Source organism: Sideroxydans sp. CL21 (assembly GCF_902459525.1).
In the GTDB taxonomy this organism is placed as follows: Bacteria; Pseudomonadota; Gammaproteobacteria; order Burkholderiales; family Gallionellaceae; genus Sideroxyarcus.
The window spans coordinates 3438195-3461580 of record NZ_LR699166.1; the positions used below are offsets into that span (position 1 = coordinate 3438195).

General features: G+C 56.9%; 28 protein-coding genes and 1 riboswitch. Of the genes, 13 read left to right on the forward strand and 15 right to left on the reverse strand.

The window, feature by feature from the left end; translation table 11 throughout:
* From aceE to rng, 7 genes are read left to right on the forward strand one after another with little or no spacing between them, the layout of a single operon-like run.
* A complete protein-coding gene (aceE, locus tag QOY30_RS16425) occupies positions 1 to 2664 on the forward strand; it encodes a pyruvate dehydrogenase (acetyl-transferring), homodimeric type (RefSeq protein ID WP_283745700.1) in 2664 nt (887 codons plus the stop codon).
* A gap of 15 nt (positions 2665 to 2679) precedes the next feature.
* Positions 2680 to 3966 carry a dihydrolipoyllysine-residue acetyltransferase gene (gene aceF / locus QOY30_RS16430; RefSeq protein WP_283745701.1) on the forward strand — a complete coding sequence of 429 codons (1287 nt, stop codon included), beginning with the start codon at positions 2680 to 2682 and terminating at the stop codon, positions 3964 to 3966.
* Between the two features lie 4 nt (positions 3967 to 3970).
* Complete coding sequence (gene nadD, locus QOY30_RS16435) at positions 3971 to 4636, forward strand: nicotinate-nucleotide adenylyltransferase (RefSeq protein ID WP_283745702.1); 666 nt, start codon at positions 3971 to 3973, stop codon at positions 4634 to 4636.
* Positions 4630 to 4983 carry a ribosome silencing factor gene (rsfS, locus tag QOY30_RS16440; protein ID WP_283745703.1) on the forward strand — a complete coding sequence of 118 codons (354 nt, stop codon included), beginning with the start codon at positions 4630 to 4632 and terminating at the stop codon, positions 4981 to 4983. The genes nadD and rsfS overlap by 7 nt, the downstream gene beginning before the upstream one ends.
* Entirely contained in the window at positions 4980 to 5450 is a 471-nt protein-coding gene (gene rlmH, locus QOY30_RS16445; RefSeq protein WP_283745704.1) for a 23S rRNA (pseudouridine(1915)-N(3))-methyltransferase RlmH, read from the forward strand. The genes rsfS and rlmH overlap by 4 nt, the downstream gene beginning before the upstream one ends.
* 27 nt (positions 5451 to 5477) lie before the next feature.
* Positions 5478 to 6095 carry a Maf family protein gene (locus QOY30_RS16450; protein WP_283745705.1) on the forward strand — a complete coding sequence of 206 codons (618 nt, stop codon included), beginning with the start codon at positions 5478 to 5480 and terminating at the stop codon, positions 6093 to 6095.
* Entirely contained in the window at positions 6092 to 7549 is a 1458-nt protein-coding gene (gene rng, locus QOY30_RS16455) for a ribonuclease G (protein ID WP_283745706.1), read from the forward strand. Before QOY30_RS16450 ends, rng begins: the two co-directional genes overlap by 4 nt.
* A 106-nt stretch (positions 7550 to 7655) precedes the next feature.
* Here rng and pstS read toward each other — a convergent pair whose 3' ends face one another.
* From pstS to QOY30_RS16490, 7 genes are all read right to left on the reverse strand, one after another.
* Positions 7656 to 8702, reverse strand: coding sequence for a phosphate ABC transporter substrate-binding protein PstS (gene pstS / locus QOY30_RS16460; protein WP_283745707.1), 1047 nt, complete (start codon positions 8700 to 8702; stop codon positions 7656 to 7658).
* A gap of 232 nt (positions 8703 to 8934) precedes the next feature.
* Positions 8935 to 9021: riboswitch (cyclic di-GMP riboswitch) on the reverse strand.
* A 217-nt stretch (positions 9022 to 9238) separates the two neighbouring features.
* Positions 9239 to 9523 (reverse strand): HU family DNA-binding protein, encoded by a 285-nt coding sequence (locus QOY30_RS16465; RefSeq protein WP_283745708.1) that lies wholly within the window; start codon positions 9521 to 9523, stop codon positions 9239 to 9241.
* Positions 9524 to 9693: 170 nt separating this feature from the next.
* On the reverse strand, positions 9694 to 10287 hold the full coding sequence (locus QOY30_RS16470) for an SRPBCC family protein (protein ID WP_283745709.1): 594 nt from the start codon (positions 10285 to 10287) through the stop codon (positions 9694 to 9696).
* A gap of 54 nt (positions 10288 to 10341) precedes the next feature.
* Positions 10342 to 10626: a DUF167 domain-containing protein gene (locus tag QOY30_RS16475; RefSeq protein WP_283745710.1), complete on the reverse strand. Its 285-nt coding sequence runs from the start codon at positions 10624 to 10626 to the stop codon at positions 10342 to 10344.
* Positions 10623 to 11189, reverse strand: coding sequence for a YggT family protein (locus QOY30_RS16480; protein WP_283745711.1), 567 nt, complete (start codon positions 11187 to 11189; stop codon positions 10623 to 10625). The genes QOY30_RS16475 and QOY30_RS16480 overlap by 4 nt, the downstream gene beginning before the upstream one ends.
* Positions 11189 to 12001, reverse strand: coding sequence for a pyrroline-5-carboxylate reductase (proC, locus tag QOY30_RS16485; protein WP_283745712.1), 813 nt, complete (start codon positions 11999 to 12001; stop codon positions 11189 to 11191). Before proC ends, QOY30_RS16480 begins: the two co-directional genes overlap by 1 nt.
* A 231-nt stretch (positions 12002 to 12232) precedes the next feature.
* Complete coding sequence (locus QOY30_RS16490) at positions 12233 to 12913, reverse strand: YggS family pyridoxal phosphate-dependent enzyme (RefSeq protein ID WP_283745713.1); 681 nt, start codon at positions 12911 to 12913, stop codon at positions 12233 to 12235.
* Between the two features lie 52 nt (positions 12914 to 12965).
* Here QOY30_RS16490 and QOY30_RS16495 point away from each other — a divergent pair, with 52 nt between their 5' ends.
* Together QOY30_RS16495 and QOY30_RS16500 are read left to right on the forward strand one after the other, a co-directional pair.
* Positions 12966 to 14009, forward strand: coding sequence for a type IV pilus twitching motility protein PilT (locus QOY30_RS16495; protein ID WP_283745714.1), 1044 nt, complete (start codon positions 12966 to 12968; stop codon positions 14007 to 14009).
* 47 nt (positions 14010 to 14056) lie between these two features.
* Positions 14057 to 15193: a PilT/PilU family type 4a pilus ATPase gene (locus QOY30_RS16500; protein WP_283745715.1), complete on the forward strand. Its 1137-nt coding sequence runs from the start codon at positions 14057 to 14059 to the stop codon at positions 15191 to 15193.
* A gap of 91 nt (positions 15194 to 15284) precedes the next feature.
* On the opposite strand, the gene QOY30_RS16505 is transcribed toward QOY30_RS16500, so the two are convergent.
* From QOY30_RS16505 to msrB, 7 genes are all read right to left on the reverse strand, one after another.
* Positions 15285 to 15749 (reverse strand): DoxX family protein, encoded by a 465-nt coding sequence (locus QOY30_RS16505; RefSeq protein ID WP_283745716.1) that lies wholly within the window; start codon positions 15747 to 15749, stop codon positions 15285 to 15287.
* Positions 15746 to 16522 (reverse strand): HvfC/BufC N-terminal domain-containing protein, encoded by a 777-nt coding sequence (locus QOY30_RS16510; protein ID WP_283745717.1) that lies wholly within the window; start codon positions 16520 to 16522, stop codon positions 15746 to 15748. Before QOY30_RS16510 ends, QOY30_RS16505 begins: the two co-directional genes overlap by 4 nt.
* Entirely contained in the window at positions 16512 to 17357 is an 846-nt protein-coding gene (gene bufB, locus QOY30_RS16515; protein WP_283745718.1) for an MNIO family bufferin maturase, read from the reverse strand. The genes QOY30_RS16510 and bufB overlap by 11 nt, the downstream gene beginning before the upstream one ends.
* Positions 17357 to 17620: a BufA1 family periplasmic bufferin-type metallophore gene (locus QOY30_RS16520; protein WP_283745719.1), complete on the reverse strand. Its 264-nt coding sequence runs from the start codon at positions 17618 to 17620 to the stop codon at positions 17357 to 17359. Before QOY30_RS16520 ends, bufB begins: the two co-directional genes overlap by 1 nt.
* 193 nt (positions 17621 to 17813) lie before the next feature.
* On the reverse strand, positions 17814 to 18440 hold the full coding sequence (msrA, locus tag QOY30_RS16525) for a peptide-methionine (S)-S-oxide reductase MsrA (RefSeq protein ID WP_283745720.1): 627 nt from the start codon (positions 18438 to 18440) through the stop codon (positions 17814 to 17816).
* Positions 18441 to 18458: 18 nt separating this feature from the next.
* Complete coding sequence (locus QOY30_RS16530; RefSeq protein WP_283745721.1) at positions 18459 to 20156, reverse strand: cytochrome c biogenesis protein DipZ; 1698 nt, start codon at positions 20154 to 20156, stop codon at positions 18459 to 18461.
* Positions 20157 to 20180: 24 nt separating this feature from the next.
* Complete coding sequence (gene msrB / locus QOY30_RS16535) at positions 20181 to 20714, reverse strand: peptide-methionine (R)-S-oxide reductase MsrB (RefSeq protein WP_283745722.1); 534 nt, start codon at positions 20712 to 20714, stop codon at positions 20181 to 20183.
* Positions 20715 to 20835: 121 nt separating this feature from the next.
* On the opposite strand from msrB, the gene QOY30_RS16540 reads away from it, so the two are divergent.
* The 4 genes from QOY30_RS16540 (at position 20836) to QOY30_RS16555 (ending at position 22949) form a co-directional block, all read left to right on the forward strand.
* Positions 20836 to 21375 (forward strand): sigma-70 family RNA polymerase sigma factor, encoded by a 540-nt coding sequence (locus QOY30_RS16540; RefSeq protein ID WP_283745723.1) that lies wholly within the window; start codon positions 20836 to 20838, stop codon positions 21373 to 21375.
* The gene (locus QOY30_RS16545; protein WP_283745724.1) at positions 21375 to 22010 is read left to right on the forward strand and encodes a DUF1109 domain-containing protein; all 636 of its coding nucleotides are present in this window, start codon (positions 21375 to 21377) and stop codon (positions 22008 to 22010) included. Before QOY30_RS16540 ends, QOY30_RS16545 begins: the two co-directional genes overlap by 1 nt.
* A gap of 174 nt (positions 22011 to 22184) precedes the next feature.
* On the forward strand, positions 22185 to 22439 hold the full coding sequence (locus tag QOY30_RS16550; RefSeq protein ID WP_283745725.1) for a winged helix-turn-helix transcriptional regulator: 255 nt from the start codon (positions 22185 to 22187) through the stop codon (positions 22437 to 22439).
* A 138-nt stretch (positions 22440 to 22577) separates the two neighbouring features.
* Positions 22578 to 22949, forward strand: coding sequence for a YajD family HNH nuclease (locus tag QOY30_RS16555; RefSeq protein WP_283745726.1), 372 nt, complete (start codon positions 22578 to 22580; stop codon positions 22947 to 22949).
* A 44-nt stretch (positions 22950 to 22993) separates the two neighbouring features.
* Here QOY30_RS16555 and QOY30_RS16560 read toward each other — a convergent pair whose 3' ends face one another.
* Positions 22994 to 23380 carry a DUF779 domain-containing protein gene (locus QOY30_RS16560; RefSeq protein WP_283745727.1) on the reverse strand — a complete coding sequence of 129 codons (387 nt, stop codon included), beginning with the start codon at positions 23378 to 23380 and terminating at the stop codon, positions 22994 to 22996.
* Positions 23381 to 23386: the final 6 nt, after the last annotated feature.

The following is a 23386-nucleotide window of genomic DNA, read 5'->3' on the forward strand; positions in this document are numbered from 1 at the left end:
ATGCCAATGCAACAACCGGAAAATGTAGATCGCGATCCGCTGGAAACGCAGGAGTGGCTGGATGCGCTCCAATCCGTGCTGGAAAAGGAAGGCGCTGAGCGCGCCCACTTCCTGATGGACCAATTGATCCATCATGCCCGCATGGCCGGCGACGATATGCCGATCAGCGCCACCACCCCCTACATCAACACGATCCCGCTGGACAAGGAAGAGCGCTCTGCCGGCAACATGGAGCTGGAGCACCGCATCCGCGCCCTGATGCGCTGGAACGCAATGGCCATCGTCATGAACGCCAACAAGGAATCGTCCGAACTGGGCGGCCATATCGCCAGCTTCGCCTCGGCCGCGACTTTGTACGACGTCGCTTTCAACCATTTCTTTCACGGCAAGACCGACGATCACGGTGGCGACCTGGTGTACTTCCAGGGCCACTCTTCGCCCGGCATCTATGCCCGCGCTTTCATCGAAGGCCGCCTGAGCGAAGAACAGCTGTATAAATTCCGCCAGGAAGTGGATGGAGGAGGGTTGTCCTCCTATCCGCATCCGTGGCTGATGCCCGATTTCTGGCAGTTCCCCACCGTATCCATGGGTCTGGGCCCGTTGATGGCGATTTACCAGGCCCGCTTCATGCGTTATCTGCAACACCGCGAACTCGCGCATACCGACAATCGCAAGGTATGGGCTTTCCTCGGCGACGGTGAGACCGACGAACCGGAATCGCTGGGCGCGATCTCGATGGCCGGGCGCGAACAACTCGACAACCTGATCTTCGTGATCAACTGCAATCTGCAGCGCTTGGACGGCCCGGTGCGTGGCAACGGCAAGATCATTCAGGAACTGGAAGGCGTATTCCGCGGCGCGGGTTGGAACGTGATCAAGGTCATTTGGGGCCGCTGGTGGGATCGCCTGTTGCTCAAGGATAAGACAGGCCTGTTGCTGAAGCGCATGGAAGAAGTGGTCGACGGCGAATACCAGACCTATAAATCCAAGGATGGCGCGTACGTGCGCCAGCATTTCTTCGGCAAGTATCCGGAACTGCTGGAACTTGTCGCAGACATGTCGGACGACGATATCTGGCGCCTGAACCGCGGTGGTCACGACCCGTTCAAGATGTTTGCGGCCTATTCTGCGGCCATGAAGCACAAAGGCCAGCCGACCGTGATCCTCGCCAAGACGGTCAAAGGTTACGGCATGGGCGAAGCGGGCGAAGGACAGAACCCGACGCACCAGCAAAAGAAGATCGGCGAGGAAGCGTTGCGCAAGTTCCGCGACCGCTTCAACATTCCCGTCACCGACGAACAATTGCCCAACCTGCCCTTCGTGCGTCCCGCGGAAGACAGCCAGGAAATGAAATACCTGCGGGAGCGCGGCGCGGCGATGGGTACGCTACCGGCACGCAAACCGCTCAGCGAGCCGCTGACGATTCCGGAACTGTCGGCATTCGACGCCTTGCTCAAGGACAGCGAGGGCCGTGAATTCTCCACCACCATGGCTTTTGTACGCCTGCTCAGCGTGCTGGTAAAAGACAAGAACATCGGCAAGAAGATCGTGCCCATCGTCCCGGACGAATCTCGCACCTTCGGCATGGAAGGCATGTTCCGCCAGCTCGGTATCTTCTCGCAGGTCGGCCAGCTGTACACGCCGGAAGACGCCGACCAACTCATGTTCTACAAAGAGTCGTCGACCGGACAGATATTGCAGGAGGGCATCAACGAAGCCGGCGGCATGGCCGACTGGATCGCCGCGGCGACTTCTTACGCCAACAACGGCACGGCGATGATCCCGTTCTACATCTATTACTCGATGTTCGGTTTCCAGCGTATCGGCGATATGGCCTGGGCGGCCGGCGACCTGCGCGCGCGCGGCTTCCTCGTCGGAGGCACTGCAGGCCGCACCACCCTGAATGGCGAAGGCCTGCAGCATCAGGACGGGCACAGCCACCTGCAGGCCGCCATGATCCCTAACTGCGTAAGCTACGATCCGACCTTTGCCTATGAGCTGGCCGTGATCGTGCATGACGGCATGCGCCGCATGTACCATAACCAGGAAGACGTGTTCTATTACCTGACGGTGATGAACGAGAACTACGCGCATCCGGCCATGCCCAAGGGCGCGGAGGAAGGCATCATCAAAGGTATGTACAAGTTCAGCGCGGGCAAAGCCAAGGCGAAAGCCAAGGTGCAACTGCTGGGCAGCGGAACGATTCTGCGTGAAGTGATCGCCGCGGCTGAACTGCTGGAGAAGGATTTCGGCGTATCCGCCGACGTGTGGAGTGTGACCAGCTATAACGAACTACGGCGCGAAGGCATCGATTGCGAACGCTGGAATACCCTGCATCCTGAAGCCAAGCCACGCGTGAGCTATGTTGAACAATGTCTGGACGCCAAGATCCCCGTGATCTCTGCAACGGATTACATCCGTTCCTATTCCGACCAGATCCGTCCGTTCGTCAAGGCGCATTACAAGACGCTGGGCACGGACGGTTTCGGCCGCTCGGATACGCGCAAAAAATTGCGCGGCTTCTTTGAGGTGGATCGCCACTACGTCGCCATCACCGCGTTGAAGGCGCTGGCAGACGAGGGAGCTATCCCGGCGAGCGAGGTGAGCAAGGCGATCAAGCTGTACAAGATCAATCCTGACAAACCGAACCCGACGACGGTTTAAGGCAAGGGGAACAACGTGGCCGAAATCAAGAATGTGTTAGTGCCGGACATCGGCAATTTCAAGGATGTGAGTGTCATCGAAGTGTCGGTGAAGGCCGGCGACAAGGTAAGCGCCGAGCAGGCACTTATTTCGCTGGAGACCGACAAGGCGACCATAGACGTACCTGCGCCGTTCGGTGGCGTGGTAAAAGATGTGAAGGTGAAGGTGGGCGACAAGGTATCTGAAGGTACATTGATCGTGACGATTGAAGCGAGCGGTGAAGCTGCGGCACAGGCGGTGGCCCCGGCTGCGGTAGCACCTGCGGCCGCACCAGCAGTTCCCGTTGTGCCCGCAACCCCGTCTCCCGCCGAACCCGCAGCTGTCGCGGCAGCAATTTCAGCCGCCCCGATGGCGACCCCTGCGTCCGGCAGCGCACATGCCAGTCCGTCCATTCGCCGCTTTGCGCGCGAACTGGGCGTGAACCTGACTCAGGTAGGCGGTAGCGGCGAAAAAGGCCGCGTGACCAAGGACGACGTGCAGAACTTCGTCAAAAAGTCGCTGGCGCAACCGGCCGGCGGCAGCGGCCTGCAAGTGCCGGAAATGCCGGCGGTGGATTTCGCCAAGTACGGCGCGATAGAAACCAAACCGCTGTCGCGCATCAAGAAGATCTCCGGCGCCAACCTGCGCCGCAACTGGGTGACCATTCCGCACGTGACCCAGTTCGAGGAAGCAGACATCAGCGAGATGGAAGCTTTCCGCAAAGAGTTGGGTCTGGAATACGCAAAAGAAAGCTTCAAGATCACCCCGCTCGCCTTCATGCTCAAGGCCTGCGCGATCACCCTGAAACACTTCCCTGATTTCAATGCGTCGCTGGATGCCAGCGGCGAAAATCTAGTGCTGAAGAAATACATCCATATCGGCGTTGCCGTGGATACGCCGGACGGGCTGATGGTGCCAGTGATACGCGACGTGGACCAAAAAGGCATCGTGCAGTTGGCGAAGGAACTGGGCGAAGTCAGCGCCAAGGCACGCGAGAAGAAAATCACGGCCGCGGACATGCAGGGCGGCTGTTTCACCATTTCCAGCCTGGGCGGCATCGGCGGCACTTCGTTCACGCCTATCATCAATGCGCCGGAAGTCGCCATTCTCGGCGTGTCGCGCTCCAGCATGAAACCGGTCTGGAAGGACGGCGAATTCGTGCCTCGCCTGATGCTGCCGCTGTCGCTGTCCTACGATCACCGCGTGATCGACGGTGCTGCCGGCGCGCGTTTCACCACTTACCTGGCGCATGTGTTGTCCGACATGCGCAGGCTGGCGCTGTAATCCGGTGAGTACCTCTCCCATCGGCATCCTGGGCGGCACTTTCGATCCCATCCACAATGGGCATCTGCGTATCGCACAGGAGGCGCTGGAACAGTGCGGTATGGCGCAGGTGCGTTTCGTTCCCTGCGGCACGCCGCCGCATCGCCCGACGCCAAGCGCCTCGGCCAAATCGCGCTGGGAGATGGTGCGTCTGGCCCTGAACGGCCATTCCGACTTTCTGGTCGATGTACGCGAGGTGTTCCGTACCGACCCCTGTTATACGGTGGACACACTGGCGGGTTTGCGCGCCGAACTTGGCCCGCAACAGCCGCTGTGCCTGATCCTCGGAGGCGACGCCTTTTTGCATCTGCACACCTGGCATGAGTGGAAACGCCTGTTCGAACTGGCCCATATCGTGGTATTGCAGCGTGCCGGCGGCCAGCCGCTGGGCAATGCGATGCTCAAGGCCGATGCCGCGTTGCAGGCCGAATATCAGACGCGCCTCGCCCCGGGTGCAGGTGCGTTGCACGAGACCCCCAGCGGCGCGATCTTCGTCGCCGACATGCCCGCCCTGGAAATTTCCTCCACCGACATCCGCCGCCGCTGTGCGGAAGGAAAAAGTACCCGTTTTCTGGTGCCGGATGTCGTCACCAATTACATCAACACTCACGAACTTTACCGTCAATGCTAAACACTGAAGAAAAAACCCAAGCCGTCGTCTCCGCCCTGGAAGACGTCAAAGCGCTCGACATCACCGTCATCGACACCAGCAAGCTCAGCCCCCTGTTCGAGCGCATGGTTGTCGCCAGCGCGCAGTCCACGCGTCAAACCAAGGCGCTGGCGAGCAGCGTGGTGGTAAAGCTCAAAGCGCTGGGCGAGACGGTCAACAGCACCGAAGGTGAAGACAGCGGCGAATGGGTGCTGGTCGATCTGGGCGAAGTGGTCGTGCACATCATGCAGCCCGCGGTGCGCGCCTACTACAACCTCGAAGAACTGTGGAGCGTGCATCCCAAGCAGCGCGCGATTTCAGGTAAATGAAACTGCTGATCCTGGCGGTGGGCAATAAGATGCCCGCCTGGATCACCGAAGGCTTCAACGAATACACCAAGCGCATGCCGCGCGAAGCCATGATTTCACTGATCGAGATCAAGCCGGAAGCGCGCAACAGCGGCAAGACGGCGACGCAAATCATGGAAGCCGAGGCGCAGCGTATTCGCGCCGCCCTGCCCAATGGCGCCCTGTGCATCGCCCTCGACGAGCACGGTGCGACCCCCACCACCAAACAGCTCAGCCAGCAGATGCAGGACTGGATGCAGCGCGGCTGCGATGTCGCTTTTATCATCGGCGGCGCGGACGGGCTGCATGAATCCGTCAAACAAAAAGCGCAGCATTTGATGGCGCTGTCTGCCCTTACCCTGCCGCACGGCATGGTGCGCGTGTTGCTGGCCGAACAACTGTATCGGGCACACAGCCTGCTGCACAATCATCCTTACCATCGCGAATAGCCCGTATTTTGGGCTATCCTTGTTGCCATGAGTAAACACCAACGCATCTACCTCGCCTCTCAAAGCCCGCGCCGACGGGAATTGCTCAAGCAAATCGGCATCCATTACGACATGCTGTTGTTGCGCAGCGATCCGCGGCGCAAGGTCAGCGTCGACGAAACGCCGCACGAAGGCGAAATACCGCTGGATTACGTGCAGCGCGTATGCCGAGACAAGGCGCGTGCCGGCTGGGAAACGCTGATATTGCGCAATTTGCCGCTGCTTCCGGTGCTGGCAGCGGATACCACCGTCACGCTAGACGGGAAAATCATCGGCAAGCCGGATGATAACGAACATGCCGCGGAAATATTACGCATGCTCTCCGGGAAGCAGCATCAGGTGCTGACCGCGGTCGCGATGTCATTCGGGGAACGTATCGAGATGCGCCTGTCGACGACCACCATCGCGTTCGACACGCTGGGCGAAGAACGCATCCGCCGTTACCTGCTGACCGGAGAGGCTCACGACAAAGCGGGTGCCTATGGCATCCAGGGACATGCCGGCGCCTTCGTGAAGCGCATCGAGGGCAGCTACACCGGTGTGATGGGACTGCCGCTGTTTGAAACGGTAGAATTGCTGAAACTATTCGGATATCCCGCACCATGACAGAAGAGATATTGATCAATGTCACCCCGCAGGAAACGCGCGTCGCGGTGATGCAACAGGGCGTCGTGCAGGAACTGCACATCGAACGCGGCAGCCAGCGCGGCTTGGTGAGCAACGTCTATGTCGGCAAAGTAAAGCGGGTGTTGCCCGGCATGCAGTCGGCATTCATCGATATCGGCCTTGAGCGGTCTGCCTTCCTGCATGTCGCCGATATCTGGGAGAACCGCGCAAGCGGCGAGGCCGCCGCGAAGCCTATTGAAAAAGTATTGTTCGAGGGGCAAAGCCTGCTGGTACAAGTCATCAAGGACCCCATCGGTACGAAGGGCGCGCGACTCTCAACACAACTGAGCTTTGCAGGGCGCATGCTGGTTTATCTGCCTCAGGAAGCACATATCGGTGTTTCGCAGCGTATTGAAGACGAGGATGAACGCGAGGCCTTGCGTGCCAAGCTGCAGCAAGTGCTGCCAGCCGAGCACAAGGGCGGATACATCATTCGCACCATGGCAGAATCCGCATCCGACAACGAATTGCGGGCCGATGTTGCTTATCTGGACAAGCTGTGGGGCAATCTTCAATTGAAATCCCAGCGTATGGCTGCCCCCGAATTGTTATACAAAGAACTGGACATCAGCCTGCGCGTGTTGCGCGATTTCGTGGATGAAAAGTCGGCGCGCGTCCTCGTAGATTCCCGCGAGACGCATGAACGCATGCTGGCTTTTGCCACCGACTACATTGCCACCGCCGTGCCCAAGCTGGAACACTATCTCGGAGCCCGCCCGCTGTTCGACATGTACAGCGTGGAAGAAGAGATCGAGCGCGCGCTGTCACGCCGCGTGGACCTGAAATCGGGCGGTTACCTCATCATCGACCAGACCGAAGCCCTGACCACCGTAGACGTCAACACTGGCGGATTCGTCGGCGGGCGCAATTTCGACGACACGATCTTCAAGACCAATCTGGAAGCCGCGCAGGTCATTGCGCGCCAATTGCGGCTGCGCAATCTGGGTGGCATCATCATCTGCGACTTCATCGACATGGACACGACAGAGCACCGTGATGCGGTGCTGGATGAATTCAAAAAAATGCTGGCGCACGACCACACTCGCATCAGTGTGAGCGGCTTTTCCTCGCTGGGCCTGGTGGAGATGACGCGCAAACGCACCCGCGAAAGCCTGGCGCATGTACTGTGCGAGCCCTGCCCGACCTGCCAGGGGCGCGGCGAAGTAAAGACCGCGCAGACCGTGTGCTATGAGATCCTGCGTGAGATCGTGCGCGAAGCACGCCAGTTCAACGCCCGCGAATACCGTATCCTGGGTTCACAACAAGTCATTGACCTGTTCCTGGACGAGGAATCGCAAAGCCTCGCCATGCTTTCCGACTTCATCGGCAAGCCCGTCTCCCTGCAGGTGGAAACGCTCTACACGCAGGAACAATACGATGTCATCCTGATGTAAGCTTGTACGTAATGCCACAGTTTCGGTGACTGATGAAAAGTCGGCGCTATCTTCTTTCTTCAGGCACCGGCGCTTGAAACTCATACAGCCGATAACTTACATCTGCCTATTTCCACAAAGGCCGGCCGGCGCGGTCCTTGATCTGCATCTTCCATGAATCGCGCACGCTTTGCATCGCCTCGGGCGGGATCAAAACGAATCCAAGATCCTGGGCGATCAGGTTTCCCTTGCGGAATGTCCAGTCAAAATATTTCAATGCCTCCTCGGTTCCGGACGCTTCAGCAGGACTGCGGGAAATAATGATGTAGGTGGCGGTGGCCAGCGGCCAGCTTTCAGAACCGATCTGATCGGTCAGCGATTGGTTGAACCCGTTAGACGCACTCCATTCTGCATTCTTCGCCGCGGCCGCAAACGAGGCCTGATTCGGGCTGACATACTTGCCGTCACGATTGCGCATCTTCACGAAGGTCAGATGCCTCTGTTGCACTACAGACGGATCGAGATAGCCGATGGAATTCGGCGTATTGCCGATTTTTTTTGCCAGATTATCACCGCCGTCAACGCCTTCCCCCACCTTCCAGGCTACCGCTGTTGCTGCGCCCATGGTGGTTTTCCATTCACTGCTGACCTTGGACAAATAGTCGGTCAGGACAAAGGTGCTGCCCGAACTGTCCGAGCGATGCATCACGTCGATTGCTTCGTCAGGCAAAGCCAGTCCGGGATTGAGGGCGACGATCGCCTGATCATTCCAGCGTCTGATTTTGCCAAGATAAATATCTGCCAGAATGACACCATCCAGTTGCAGCTGCCCGTCGCCTATTTTTTTGATATTGACGACGGGAACAACACCCCCGATCAATGCAGGAAATTGCATCAACTTGCTTTTTTCCAGCTCTTCGAATATTAATGGTTTGTCACTCGCCCCAAAGTCGGCCTTCCCCGCCAAGATCGCTTCGATGCCTTTGCCGGAACCCTGCGCAAAATATGCCAGTGCCGATCCGGTTTCAGCCTTGTATTGTTTCCCCCATTCCTGGTAAACCTGCTTGGGAAAAGTTGCCCCTATCCCAAAAATGACGCCCGCCTGTGCCTGATTCAGCATCAACAACAACATAAAAATTGCGTTCAAGCCGCCCCAAGTCTTATTCCTCTTCATTTTTTCTCCTGATTTAAAGCACAAACAAATCTAAATTTCCAGCCGGTCAGACAGCTTCACAGGCAGCCATCGCCAAATATTTTGGCGAAGCTTGCTTGGGACCAACAAGAGACCCTGCCGGCAAAACCTGTTTCTGGCACCGCCCAGATAAGCGGCAAAACCGGGTTATTTCAGGGTGAGGAGAATGACAAGAGAGACGCAGAAGTCTTGCGCGGGAATTCGCGCGAATGTATCTGGTGATCCCGCTGTCATAGCGCCGAAGCCCCTTAGACCGGTAATTTTGCGTCCTGATCTTTTGACCAGTTTGCCGTTTTCAGATTTTGTATAAAGCTTATTGCCAAGCATGAAACTATTGTTACAAGTACATGACAAGGTTACTGAGGAAATATACCTGCGTCAAGAATGGCGAAAATACGCAAGCAGTGCCAATAGTGGCACTGGAATGCATAACAGAAATCCTGCCTGACGTGCCCTGCCCAACTGAAAAGGCCGGCTTGTCGCCGGCCTTTTTCCTAAGCCATCTCTGGCCTGGATAATTACTTCTTAACGCCGTTGACTGCGGCTTTCAAGGTAGCACCAGCCTTGAATGCGGGCTGCTTGGAAGCCTTGATCTTGATAGCAGCGCCAGTGGACGGGTTACGGCCATTGCGAGCTGCACGCTTGCGGACCTCGAATGTGCCGAAGCCTACCAACGCAACGTTGTCGCCCTTCTTCAGGGTAGCGGTGATGATTTCAATCAGGGCAGCGATGTTGCGGTCAGCATCAGCCTTGCTGCTGTCTGTCTTGGTTGCCAGTGCGTCGATGAGTTCTTTACGGTTCATGCGTTTTTGCTCCTTGGTTGCGGTTGAAGTACCGGGTACGGATTGTTGAGGATATTTCACTCGTTGGCAAGTGGTTGGATCCCAATTACCCTGCAAAATCTCCTGCCAGACCTTGATTCGCGGTTGCAAGCCTTGTTTGAATCAAGCCCACAAACCAACTCAAGTCAGTCTTATTCTACTACGTTGGCCATTTGTTGCTGGTCTTCACATTGAGTTGAGGCCGTGTCGTTGCGCTTCTCGGCCAATTGGGCGATAGCGCTGAATCTGTCCACGAGGCCGTTTTTTGCAAAATGGTCGATGATGAACAGTGGAATCAGGGTGTCCGGCTCCCACACCCCCTGGAACCTGAGCGTACTTCCATGCTGGTTCGGCTGGATGCTCCAGCTTCCCTGAAATTCTTTCGAATCGCCTGACAACTGCATAAAGGAAATACCCTCATAAGGCTTTTCTGTGTACTCCATGATCGAATGAAGCCGGACATGGAAAAACAGGACATGTTCGTCGGCTGTGCGTTCAACCCTTACCGTGTTTGCGGTTTCGCGATAGGCAAGCGATTCAACCACACCCGGCAAACTCTTTGCCGCTTCATAATCAGTCAAGTAACGGTAAGCGGCACATTTAGTCAACGGGGTATCGAAATTGGCGATGAAGGTATACAAGCTGCCGGCCCTTTTTACATCCACTTGCAAACCCGGATATTGGGTATCCGGCCAGGCTATAGTGCTGGTCATCAATAGCCACCCGAACAAGATTCGCTTCATCATGGATACCCTTATAAGGAATCTTTGTGACGCGAACATGACACGGCAACTTAAGTGTCAGGCCAGCAAGTTCTCCGGCTCCACCTTGCTACCCGTGATCGCCACGACTTTGTGGCGGGATTGCCCGCCTTGTTTGAGCTCGACCTGTCGTAGTGAAACGCCGAAGGATTCGGCGATGAATTTCAGGAGTGCTTCGTTGGCACGGCCTTCGACCGGCGGAGCGGCGAGGCGGATCTTGAGGGCCACACCATGCAAACCAGCCACTTCGGTGCGTTTTGCACCGGGCTGGATGTGCAAGGTCAGGGTGAGCACTTCGCCGTTGCGGCGATACCATGCACTCACAGCAATCTCATCACGGCCTGTTCCAATCCGCCTATCGGCACGATGAGGATAAGCTGGCAGACAAGGAGCAGCACCAGCACCGAGAGATCAACATTGCCTACCGGCGGGATGCGGCGGCGCAAAGGTTGCACGAAGGGACGGTTGACCGCGCCCAGCATCGGCGCAAGCGGTGTATGCGGATTGACCCAGGACAGGATCGCTTCTGTGATCAACGTGGCCATGAGCAGGTAAAAACTGATCTTCAGCAACTTGACCGCCGTCCATAGCAACAGTCCGGGCAAGTGGAATGTTTCGAAAGCGTAACCCTGCAGCCATAACAAGGCACAGAGATAGAAAAATTCGACCAGGAACGCCAACAGCAAAGAGGCAGTATCCAGGCCAAGAATCCTTGGAATGTAGCGGCGCGCGCGCAATACGACAAAGTCAGTCAGCGCCATCAGGAACTCGCCTATGGGATTGCGCATCGGTGCCTGCAGCCATACCGCATGGAAACGGAACAGCAGGATGGCCGCGAAGGGCTGCACCAGTGCGTCGAGCAAAAACGACAGCGTCTCACCCAGCATCAGGCATCCTTCCCAAGTTCGTCGCCCATTTCCCTGGAACGCGCTGCTGCCGCATGGATGGCGGCGACGATGTCCATCTTCACCTGGTTTTTCTCCATGCTGAGCAATGCACGTTCGGTCGTGCCTTTCTTGGAAGTCACGCGCTCGCGCAGGGTAGCGACATCTTCCTGGCTGCTGTCCGCCAGTTTGCTGGCTCCGAGGAATGTATCCAGCACCAACTGTCGCGCCTGCGTTTCGTCCAGCCCCAACTCATAGGCTGCCTGTTGCATCGCCTCGATGAAATAGAACACATACGCCGGTCCGCTGCCGGAAATAGCCGTCACTGCATCCAGCATCTCCTCGTCCTCTATCCACAAAGTACTGCCTACTGCGGAAAGAATTGACTCTGCGCGCTGGCATTGCTCCGGTTTCACCGCCGGCATCGCATACAGGGCGGTGACGCCACAGCGAATGAGCGCAGGCGTATTGGGCATGCAGCGCACGATGTTCTGTGTTCCCATCCAGCGTGCCAAGTCCTGTGTGCGGATACCCGCAGCGATGGAAATGACGAGTTGCCCATCAATGATCGGGGCAAGCTGCACAGCGACTTCCTGCATCTGTTGCGGCTTGACTGCCAGGATCACCGCCTCTCCGTGCGCCACGGCAGTTGCCATCTCCATCGTTGCCCTGACCCCGAATTCGTTGTGCAGCTCCGCACATTTCTCTTTGCCCACTTCAACGACGTGCATCTTGGAAGGAGAATAGCCGCGCTTGATCAGCCCGCCGATCAATGCCCTGGCCATGTTGCCACCACCGATGAAAGTGATCTTCATTTGTTGTCTCCGTCACGTGTATGGCAAATAGCCATACCTGATAATGTAATTTGCCCCACCCGTTCCCGCACCCTCTGATAAAACTACTAGCCATCTGACCAGGCTGTCAAACAACGTCAGCCAAGTCATTGGTTACCCCGGAGGGAACACCAAAGGCTGGCAAATCCACTGTCCAGCAAGCTGGACGTGGAATTGACACAGGGGCCAAACGTGTCGCTACGCGAAACTATTTCACCTCTGGCCGAATATCGCCGTGCCGATCCGCACGATGGTAGCACCCTCCTTGATGGCCGCGGGATAGTCGTGCGACATGCCCATCGAAAGCGTATCCAGAGCCAGGCCCTGCGAGTTCAGTCTTTCCAGCAAAGCCCGCATCTGTGCGAAAGGTGCGCGCTGCTCCCTTTCGCCCACAGCGGGAGCCGGTATCGTCATCAATCCGCGCAACTTGATGTGCGGCAAACGCGCAAGCTGTTGTGCCAGTTGTACCGCATCTTCTGCCGCAACACCGCTCTTGCTCTCTTCTTCGCTCACGTTTACTTGCAGACAGATATTCAACGGGGGCAGATTTGAGGGTCGCTGTGCCGATAGCCGTTCGGCGATCTTCAACCGGTCCACACTGTGCACCCAGGCAAAACTCTCGGCGATGGCGCGCGTCTTGTTGCTCTGGATGGGACCGATGAAATGCCACTCCAGCGGCAAATCGCGCAACGCACCGATCTTCGCCAGTGCTTCCTGCAGATAGTTCTCGCCGAAAGCCGTCTGCCCGCCACTGTATGCCTCGCGCACGGCCATCGCGGGAAAGGTCTTGCTGACGGCGAGCAAACGGACTTCCGTCACATTCCGATGTGCCGCTCTGGCGGCTTGGGCAATAGCCTCGCGGGTTGCTTGCAAGTTGGAGAGGATTGCAGTCATAATCGCCCGAGTCGTCTTTATCCGACGCAGTTTAATACACTCAGGATTATATATGGATATCACCGAACTGCTCGCCTTCGGCGTGAAGAACAAAGCTTCCGACCTGCACCTTTCCGCAGGTTTGCCACCGATGATCCGCGTACACGGCGATATGCGCCGCATCAACCTGCCTGCCATGGATCACAAGGAAGTCCACGCCATGGTGTACGACATCATGAACGACGGGCAGCGCAAACACTACGAAGAAAACAAGGAAGTCGATTTTTCGTTCGAGGTGCCAAACCTGGCGCGTTTCCGCGTCAACGCCTTCATCCAGAATCGCGGTGCCGGCGCGGTGATGCGTACCATTCCTTCCAAGATACTCACGCTGGAAGACCTCAAATGTCCGCCGATCTTCAAGGATATTTCCGAATTTCCGCGCGGCATGGTGCTGGTGACCGGCCCGACCGGTTCCGGCAAATCGACCACGCTGGCGGCGATGGTGAACCATATCAACGAGAACGAGATGGGCCACATCCTGACCGTGGAAGACCCGATCGAATTCGTGCACGAATCGAAAAAGTCGCTGGTCAACCAGCGCGAAGTCGGCCCGCATACGCTGTCGTTCAACAACGCGCTGCGTTCCGCATTGCGCGAAGACCCGGATGTGATCCTCGTCGGCGAAATGCGCGACCTGGAAACCATCCGCCTCGCAATGACGGCCGCCGAAACCGGCCACCTGGTCTTCGGCACGCTGCACACAAGCTCGGCTGCCAAGACCATCGACCGTATCATCGACGTGTTCCCCGCCGATGAAAAGGAAATGGTGCGCGCGATGCTGTCCGAATCTTTGCGTGCGGTGATCTCGCAGACCCTGCTCAAAACCAAGGACGGCACAGGCCGCGTTGCGGCACATGAGATCATGATCTGTACCCCGGCGATCCGCAATCTGATCCGCGAAGCAAAAGTGCCGCAGATGTATTCCGCCATCCAGACAGGGGGCAACATCGGCATGCAGACGCTGGACCAATGCCTGAGCGACATGGTGAAACGCAACCTTGTGGCTTCGTCAGAAGCGCGCGGGAAAGCTGCAAACAAGGATCTTTTCCCGGCTTAATCCCCAACCAATAAAATCAAAATGCATCACTGTTTCAGGAGTCAATCATGGAAAGAGACCAGGCTACCGAGCTAGTTCACAATCTTTTGCGCGGGATGGTCTCGCAAAAGGCATCCGACCTGTTCATCACTTCCGGCTTCCCGCCCGCATTCAAGGTAGACGGCAAGATGACGCCCGTTTCCAGCCAGGCGCTGACGTCGCAGCACACCCAGGAACTGGCGCGCAGCATCATGAACGACCGCCAGGCGGCCGAATTTGAATCAACCCACGAGTGCAATTTCGCCATCAGCCCACCCGGCATCGGGCGCTTCCGCGTCAATGTGTTCATGCAGCAGCAACGCGTGGGCATGGTGCTGCGTACCATCACCACCCAAATTCCCACTTTTCAGGAGCTGGGACTGCCGGACGTCCTGAAGGATGTGGTGATGACCAAGCGCGGCCTGGTGATCCTGGTCGGCGGAACCGGATCCGGTAAATCCTCTTCGCTGGCTGCCATGCTCGGTCATCGCAACCACAACAGTTACGGCCACATCATCACCATCGAGGACCCGGTTGAGTTTGTGCATGACCACGACAAGTGCATCGTCACCCATCGCGAAGTGGGCGTAGATACCGACAACTGGCACGCCGCGCTGAAAAATACTTTGCGCCAGGCACCGGACGTGATCCTGATCGGCGAGATCCGCGACCGCGAGACCATGGAATATGCGGTGGCTTTCGCCGAAACCGGCCACTTGTGCATGGCCACACTGCACGCCAACAGCGCCAACCAGGCACTCGACCGCATCATCAACTTCTTCCCGGAAGAACGGCGTGAACAATTGCTGATGGACTTGTCGCTCAACATCAAGGCGCTCATTTCGCAACGCCTGATCCCGAAGCGCGACAGCAAGGGCCGCGCTGCCGCCTTCGAGATCCTGCTCAACTCACCACTAATCGCCGACCTCATTTTCAAGGGCAATGTGCACGAGATCAAGGAAGTCATGTCCAAGTCGCGTGAACTCGGCATGCAAACCTTCGATCAGGCACTCTTCATACTGCACGAGGCGGGCGCTATCAGCTACGAGGAAGCGCTCAAGAACGCGGATTCCGTGAACGACCTGCGGCTGAAGATCAAACTGGAGGGCCGGGCCACCAAAGACAGGGACGTGATGAGCGGCCTGGATAATCTGCGGATGACCTGATGCGTTGTTATTGATGTCGGCCCGCTCCCGTCAGGTCGGCTACTTTGCAGCTGCAAGCCGAGTCTGACCTTCACACGGCGCTATTACCGAGCTACCGCCGAACCGGCAATCCAAAACCTTTCTCCAGCCACGTGTCGAACGCCCATTTGCCGCGGCTCAGCACCAACAGCACTGCCAGCAAGATTCCCCAGCAAAAGTGCTGGAACAGGCCCGCTTCGCTCAAGCCTGAGTAATACGAATAGGCCGCAACCGCATTGAGGATGAACAAGCCCGCCGCGGCAAAACGCCCGAATAGCCCTAGCACCAGCAACACTGACAAACCGAGCTCGCCTGCAGTCGCCATGTACGCTGCCACATCCGTGTTCAGCAACGGCACCTGATAGACATCGCTGAACAGGTACAGGGTGCTGTCCCAGTTCTGTATCTTGGTCAGGCCGGATTTGAAAAACACATCCGCAACATACAGCCTCAGTGCGAGATCCAGCAGTGGCGCCAGATACTCCGGCCAGTGCGAGGCCCTGTAGTAATGTCTCAGCAGGCGTGATAACAGCATCATGATGTCGCTCCCGGAGTGAAAGTCGTAAATACGTTTTGCCCCATCAGCTTCAGCAGCGTTGCCTGCAAGTCGAAGCCGGGATGCCGCTCCAGCGCTTCGGCAGTTGCATCGCCCAGAGAGATTCCGGCTTGTGTGCGTTCCAGCCACGTTGCTTCCGCTTCCATCAGCTCACTGACCAGAACAACGTCATCCTTGCGGCTGACCAAGACATAGCTTGGCCCGCTATCCAGATCAATATGAAAGTCTTCTGGTGCACCGGGCTGATGGGCATGCCAGATGGAGGCTACCGGATAGCGTGAGCGCACGATATGGCAAGACGGATGGGTATGCAAAGCCAGTTCTGAATATTGCCCGGGCGCTATTTGTGCCAGCTTGTTAATGTCCAGCGTAGTTTCATCATCTACAAAATAGGCAACATGACACGCCCACTCCAGGGTGGCTACATCCTGCAGATAAACCAATTCCTTTACCGGCTCGAAGGTCGCAATAAAGTCGGCCAGCTCCGAGCCAAAGTGATGCAAATTCGCACTGCGTGAATGATGCTGTTCGATGTATCGTTTGGTCAGAAAGCGGAAGAAATCGTCACCGACCAGCTGTTTGATGACCGGGTACGCACCCGCCAACGCATCATGCAAATTGCCGCGGTAATTGTTGCGATAGACTTCGATCGCGGTTTCGGCGGAATAATTTTCATATGCCGGGTCTATCCGCGGCGATGGCATTTCGCCGTGCACAATGGCATGCGCAAATTGGGCAAGTTCGTCATGCAACATGGCATTCCTCCACTGCGTCCAGGCGCCGTTGGGCTTTTGCCGCCTCGCCCGTCAGCACGGCAAGTTCGGGGATATCGGTATCCCATTCGATCAATGTGGGGCGCGGACCGATATGCCGCAACACGGACTCATACAATGCCCATACCTCGGGATAGATCGGATGGTCGTGTGTATCCACCAGACATCCGTCGCGCATGCTGTACCCGGCCAAGTGGTATTCCTTGACTGCTTCCGCAGGAATGGTTTTGATGAATGCATCGGCGTCCACGCCGAGGTTGCATACATTCACATACAGGTTCTCCACATCGAACAGGATGCCGCAGCCGGTGCGCTTTGCTAATTCTGCGAGGAACTCACCCTCGGTCATTTCGCTGTGGGAAAAGGATAGGTAGCTGGACAGGTTCTCCACCAGCAATTGGCGCTGCAATTTTTGCTGCACTTGATCCACGCGTTGCGCGACATGATCCAGCGCTTCGCGGGTATACGGGAATGGCAGCAGATCGTTGATCACCATGCCGTCCACTGCGTTCCAGCACAGATGCTCGGATACGGCGGCAGGCTGCACGTCATCGCACAGACGGCTTAACGCTGACAGGTGGTTCGCATCGAGCGGTGTCACGGACGCCAGGCCCATGCCGACACCGTGCAGGCTGACCGGGTAGTGTTCGCGCACCCTGAGCAAGGTGTGCAGCGGCGCACCCCCGCCGAAGAAATTCTCGCTATGCACTTCCACCCAGCCCAGCGCGGGCAAGTTATCCAGGACCTCACGGTAGTGAGGTGCCCGCAAGCCGATACCTGCGGCAGACGGCAATGTATTGGTTGCGGGCCTGTTCATTACATCGCCTTCAGCATGCCGCCGGCGATCTTGTCGCATGTTCCTTTGGGAACAGCGACGAAGTCCATCGGGTCGTTGTTCTTGGTGGCCTGACCTGCGCAGGAATGCGCGCTCTTGTTGCTGGAGCAATCGTTCTTGCCTGCCTTGGCAATGCCGAAACACTGCTCCATATCCATCTTCTTGTCGGCGGCGCTCGCGGTGCCTGCCAGACCCAGTGCCAACAAACCACCGATCGCCAACGACAACATCTTTTGCTTTTCCATTTTGATACTCCTTTTGCGGGTTGATGAAATTGATTGATAAAGTTCTTCCAACGATGTTCGGGCCGGATCCAGAATTCCGATACACAGCATCCTTCCCTCGCACCGATTGATTCGGACAGGCCGGAATTTTGGTTACACGGCCGATGAAAATATTTTCAAACGGATTTCAAATTGAACCGGTGAGCGGGGATGCTCACTGGTACAGCGCAGGAAACTGCCTGCGCAATTGTTCCAGCTTGGGCATGTCGTTGAAAACAATGTACGGCTGGTAAGGATGCAAAGCCAGATAGTTCTGGTGATGCTCTTCGGCAGGATAGAACTGCTGCAGCGGCACCACCTGTGTGACGATGGGTGCGGAATAAACATGCTCGGCAGTGAGTTTGCCGATATAGCTTTGTGCGGCATGCAACTGTTCAGTACTGGTGTAAAAGATCGCGGAACGATATTGGCTACCAGTGTCGGGACCCTGGCGGTTCAGCTCGGTGGGGTCATGCGCCACACTGAAGAACACCTGCAGCAATTGCCGGTAAGTCACCCGCGCGGGATCGAAGCGTACCTGCACCGATTCTGCATGTCCGGTATCGCCTTCACTCACCATCTCATAATGTGCCGTGGACGCAACGCCGCCTGCATACCCCGACACAACGTTGGTCACGCCTTTGACATGCTTGAACACCGCATCCACACCCCAGAAGCAACCTCCTGCGAAAACCGCCGTCTGTTCGGCGGGTGCTGCGCCAGCGTTTGGTATGGTTCCAAAGCTGAGCATGAGACAAATGCTGCCGAGCAAATAAGTGATAATAATTTTGACGGACTTCATGATGGCACTCCTTTTGATCTAGCCGAAAGTAAAAGCAAACGCCTCTGCGTCGGCATCCAGAAATTCAATACGGAAAGTCAGGTTCTTTATCTTTCCGCTTTGTCGCACGAGCTGGTACAGGCGTTGTTCCTGTATAACGCCATAGCCTTGGGCATCGGTGTCTGCACCGTGATCCTTGCCGGGCGCTCGTCCATCCAGGGTGATTTTGAAACGCACAGGCTTGCCGCTGTGCGAGCCCAATACCAGATGCAAGTCACGCCCGCGATAGCGGTAGCTGATGGCGCCCCGGCCCGGCTGCAACAGCGCGGATTCCGGGCTGACCAGCCACGAGCCGCTCAACGCCCATTGATCCGGCTTGAGCACATGCGGAATGCTATAGCGCGCAGGCATGTCGCGCGTGATATCCTCGGGCGAGGAAAAATTCTGCTGGCGCTGGTAACCGAGGTAAGTCTCCGGAGATCGTTCCATATCCGCCGCCGCTGCCGTCGCGCCTGTTCCCGCGACCCGCACCAGATCATCATTCACAGCCACATCCTGATGCGCTTCCTTGAGCAGAGCCTGGATCATCAACTCGGTTTCCTGATACGCGCCTTCGCCGAAATGCTGGTGACGTATGTGCCCTTGGGCATCGATCAGGTAATGTGCGGGCCAGTATTCGTTCTGGAACGCGTTCCAGATTGCGTAATCGTTGTCGATCGCCACGGGATATTTCACGCCCAGTTCGCGCACGGCCTGTTCGACGTTGTGCAGATCCTTCTCGAAGGCGAATTCAGGCGCATGCACGCCGACGATGACCAGACCCTGGGCGCGATATTTCTCGTCCCATGCCTTGAGGTACGGCAAGGTGCGCAGGCAGTTGATGCAGGAATAGGTCCAGAAATCCACCAGCACGACCTTGCCGCGCAATGCATCCTGGCCCAGTGCCGGTGAATTCAGCCATTGTGTCGCGCCATTCAAAGACGGTGCCACGCTTGTTGCCGCGACCTCGGTTGCATCCGAACGCGGCGCCAGATGCTCGATCAAATGTTGCTCGGCAGCCGTGGTGTTCGCAGAAGTGAATTGCGCCAGAAATCGTGTATCCCAGCCGAATGCGATCACGACGATGCCCGCGACCACCGCGACACCCAGCACGCGCCGCACCCATTCTTCGACACCAAAGCTGCGTTTCATCCAGCCGATCACACGACCGCTGGCCAGCAGTGCCACACCCAGCGAGGTCGCCGCACCGGCGGCAAACACCAGCAGCAGCAATGCGCTGTGCAGATTCGCGCCGTTCAACGCGGCGCCCGCCAGCACCAGCCCCAGGATCGGCCCGGCACAGGGCGCCCACAGGAATCCCACGGCCACGCCCAGCAGCAGCGAGCCTTTGACGCTGCCCTGCTGATCCGCACGTTGTTGCAGCCGCCCGCCCAACACGACGAAGGGGCGCATCATGCGTTCCGACCACGACGGGAAGATCAATGCCAATCCCAACAACAACAGCAGCAACATCGCCGCATAGCGCCCGTATTGGTTCACTTCGACCAGCCATGCACCACCCACGGCGGCCAGGCTGGCCAGCACGGTGAAGGTCGCCGCCATGCCGAGCAGTATAGGAAGACCGGAGCGGCGGAACGATTTTTCCGAGCGTGCAAATACAAAGGGCAGCACCGGCAACACGCACGGACTCAGAATGGTGAGCACGCCGCCAAGCCAGGCGAGCAGGAAGATCAGCATGATGTTTGTTCCTTGTGCCGGGGTTTATTTGGGTCTGGGCACAAAACGCAGCGCCACGGTATTCATGCAATAGCGCAAGCCGGTCGGTTGCGGGCCGTCGTCGAACACATGGCCGAGATGCGAATCGCACAGGGCACAGCGCACTTCAGTGCGCGTCATGCCGAACATGCGATCCGTGATATTGCGCACGTTCTCCGCTGCGATGGGTTGCCAGAAGCTGGGCCAGCCGGTGCCGGAATCGTATTTGGTGGCGCCATCAAACAGTGCGTTGTCGCAACACACACAGCGATACAGACCGGGTTCGTGCCTGTCGTAGCCGGGCTGGGAGAACGCCCGTTCTGTGCCCTGCTGGCGTGTCACTTCGTAGGCCAGCGGCGACAGGCGCTGCTTCCACTCGGCATCCTTGTTCACTTTGGCCAAGGTGGCATACCCCAGTTGTTTACCATCATCCGAATACTGCATGACGGTCACCTTGTCCGCTGGAGTGCCGGCCATGGAACGCGCCGAATACGTCAAAGCCATACCGGATAATGCCATCAAGAATTGTCTGCGTTGCATGATATTGCCTCCTGTGCATTAGTCTCATTCGATAGGAGAACCCAAACCAGTTATGATTCATCCATTCGCACGTATATTCGAAGCTGCTCGATAAATAGTTACAAAAATCTCCGGGATCCCCGTGACGGAACAAAACGACAATCTGGAAGCATTGATGCGACGGTCACTGGCCGGAGACCAGCGTGCCTATGCCGCGCTCTTGCATGAGACCACTCGCCTGTTGCGCCCGTTCCTTGCCAAGCGCCTGAGTATCGCCAACGAAGTGGATGACCTGATGCAGGAGATTCTGCTCTCCATCCACAAAGCCCGCCATACCTATGACGGCAATCGCCCTTACAAGCCCTGGGTGTATGCGATCGCCAAATTCCGCCTGCAGGATCATCTGCGCGTCCACTATTCCGACCAGTTGCGCCATGCCCTCGATTTCGATGAGCTCGAAGAATATTTGCTCGAACCTGTAACCGAATCGTTGATGTCATACGAATCCATCAGCGGAGAAGTGGATAAACTCCCCGAGAAGCAGGCGATGATCCTGCGCTTCCTGCACCAGGACGGTTACACCGCCAGGGAAGTGGCGGAGAAGACCGGCATGACCGAATCTGCGGTCAAGGTCGCTGCCCACCGGGCCTACAAGGTATTGAGAAAGAAGCTGGAAAGATAATGGCAAATATCGACGATCTCGTGACGACGCTTGCGCAGGATGCGGCAGCAGTAAAGCCTGCACCACACCCGTTCGTACTGAGTTTCCAATGGATGGGCGCTGCAGCAATCTACCTTGCGGTATTGCTGATATTTTCCGGACCGCGCCCGGATCTGCTCGAAAAGTTGCACAACACATGGTTCGTCGCCGAGATCGTTGCACTGCTTGGCATCTTCATCGTCACCTCGCTCAGCACCGCCTTGCTGGCGTTTCCCGATCTGCACCAGAAGCGCCTCCTGGCCTTCGCGCCCGTCGTCGCATTCACACTGTTTTTAGGCGTCATGTTCTTTGCCTGGCGCGCCGATTCCCCGCCCTCGCCGCTGCCCGTACACAGCTTCGAATGCACGCTCAGCATCGCGCTGATGACGCTGCTGCCCGCTGCATGGGCGTTCTATTCCCTGCGCAAATTTGCCAGCACACACTACCGGCTCGCCGGCAGCACTGCCCTGCTCTCTGCTTTCAGCGTCGGGGCACTGTGGCTGCGGCTGCATGAAGAAACAAACTCCATTGCGCATCTTGTCGAGTGGCATTACCTGCCCATGCTCTTCATCGGACTTGGCGGTCTGTGGCTGGGAAAAGTGCTATTGAAATGGTGACCCACCGGAACTGATTGAATACGCAAGGATTTGATCCGTGCATTGGTTCGCGGCTGCAATAAATGTCACGATCCGGAAAAAAATCAACCTTTCAAGTGCATTAAGATTTGTCCTATGCCTGCCATACCTGTACATTGACGTCTCAAGCTATATTGCTGGTGTGGTAATGACCCTATGAAAGAAATCCTGCAATACCTGAAAGCGCATGGCGAACGACTCGATACAGATATCGCCGAAGCGACAGGCATCTCGCTGGCCAAGGTACGCGTTCATTTGACCGAGCTCGCAGCCAAAGGCGAGATCATGGTGTGCCATTCGACCAAGTTCGAAAAGGGCAAAAAGACCGAAGGTATCAGTTGCCGCCTGGCCGGATTCATTCCTCCGGCAGCTCCCGGCCGAAAATCCAAATCCCAATTGAAGTTGTCGTAATTCTCCAGGCATCTTGCACCTGTAGTCATTACAACTCCGGGCTACATGGTTTTTGGCGAAGTGGTTCCCGCGCTTGGCACATGCACTGCATATGAGTGTCCTGATATAGTTATATCAACTTTAAGCTGGCCGTCAGCCATGACCAAACATACCACTCCCGATCACGCGCGGCTTGACCGCGTCGTTGCCGAAGCGCGCAAGCAACGCGAGCTGCGCGAGGCCGGATATCGAGAACGGGCTCTCAAATTGTTTCCCTGGATCTGCGGACGTTGTGGGCGCGAATTTTCCGGTGCACGGCTGCGCGAGCTGACCGTGCATCACAAAGACCACAACCATGACAACAACCCGCTGGATGGAAGCAACTGGGAGTTGCTATGCCTGTACTGTCACGATAACGAGCATTCTCGCGTGATGGATGAGGTGGTGCGAGACCGGAATGCTGAGAAACAAACAGTGGCAACGCATAATCCCTTCGCAGACCTGAAATCACTGCTGAAGAAAAAAGAGTAGCGCATGCAGTGCGGTTGCCTGACTCCCGAACGGCGGAACGTTATTTATCTTGAAGGTGCAAGCAGGCTTTTTTCTTCAGACTGCAATTCGCTCAATTCGGCATCGGTAAACACCCGTGACCGGGAATGGAATGCCTTGCCTTCCGGACCCTCCAGCGAAAACGTACCGCCTCCGCCCTCGATCACATCGATGATCACCTGTGTGTGCTTCCAATATTCATACTGCGCCTTGCCTATATAAAAAGCGCAGCAGCCGATGTCGCCAAGATAGACATCTCCGGCACCGATGGTGATTTCACCGGGCAGAAAACAGTTGGCTGCGCTGTTGTCGCAACAGCCTCCGGACTGGTGAAACATGAGCGAGCCGTGTTTCTTTTTCAGGGACCCGATCAGCTCCAGCGGAGCCTCTGTGGCAATCACTTTTTCCACCATGATCTT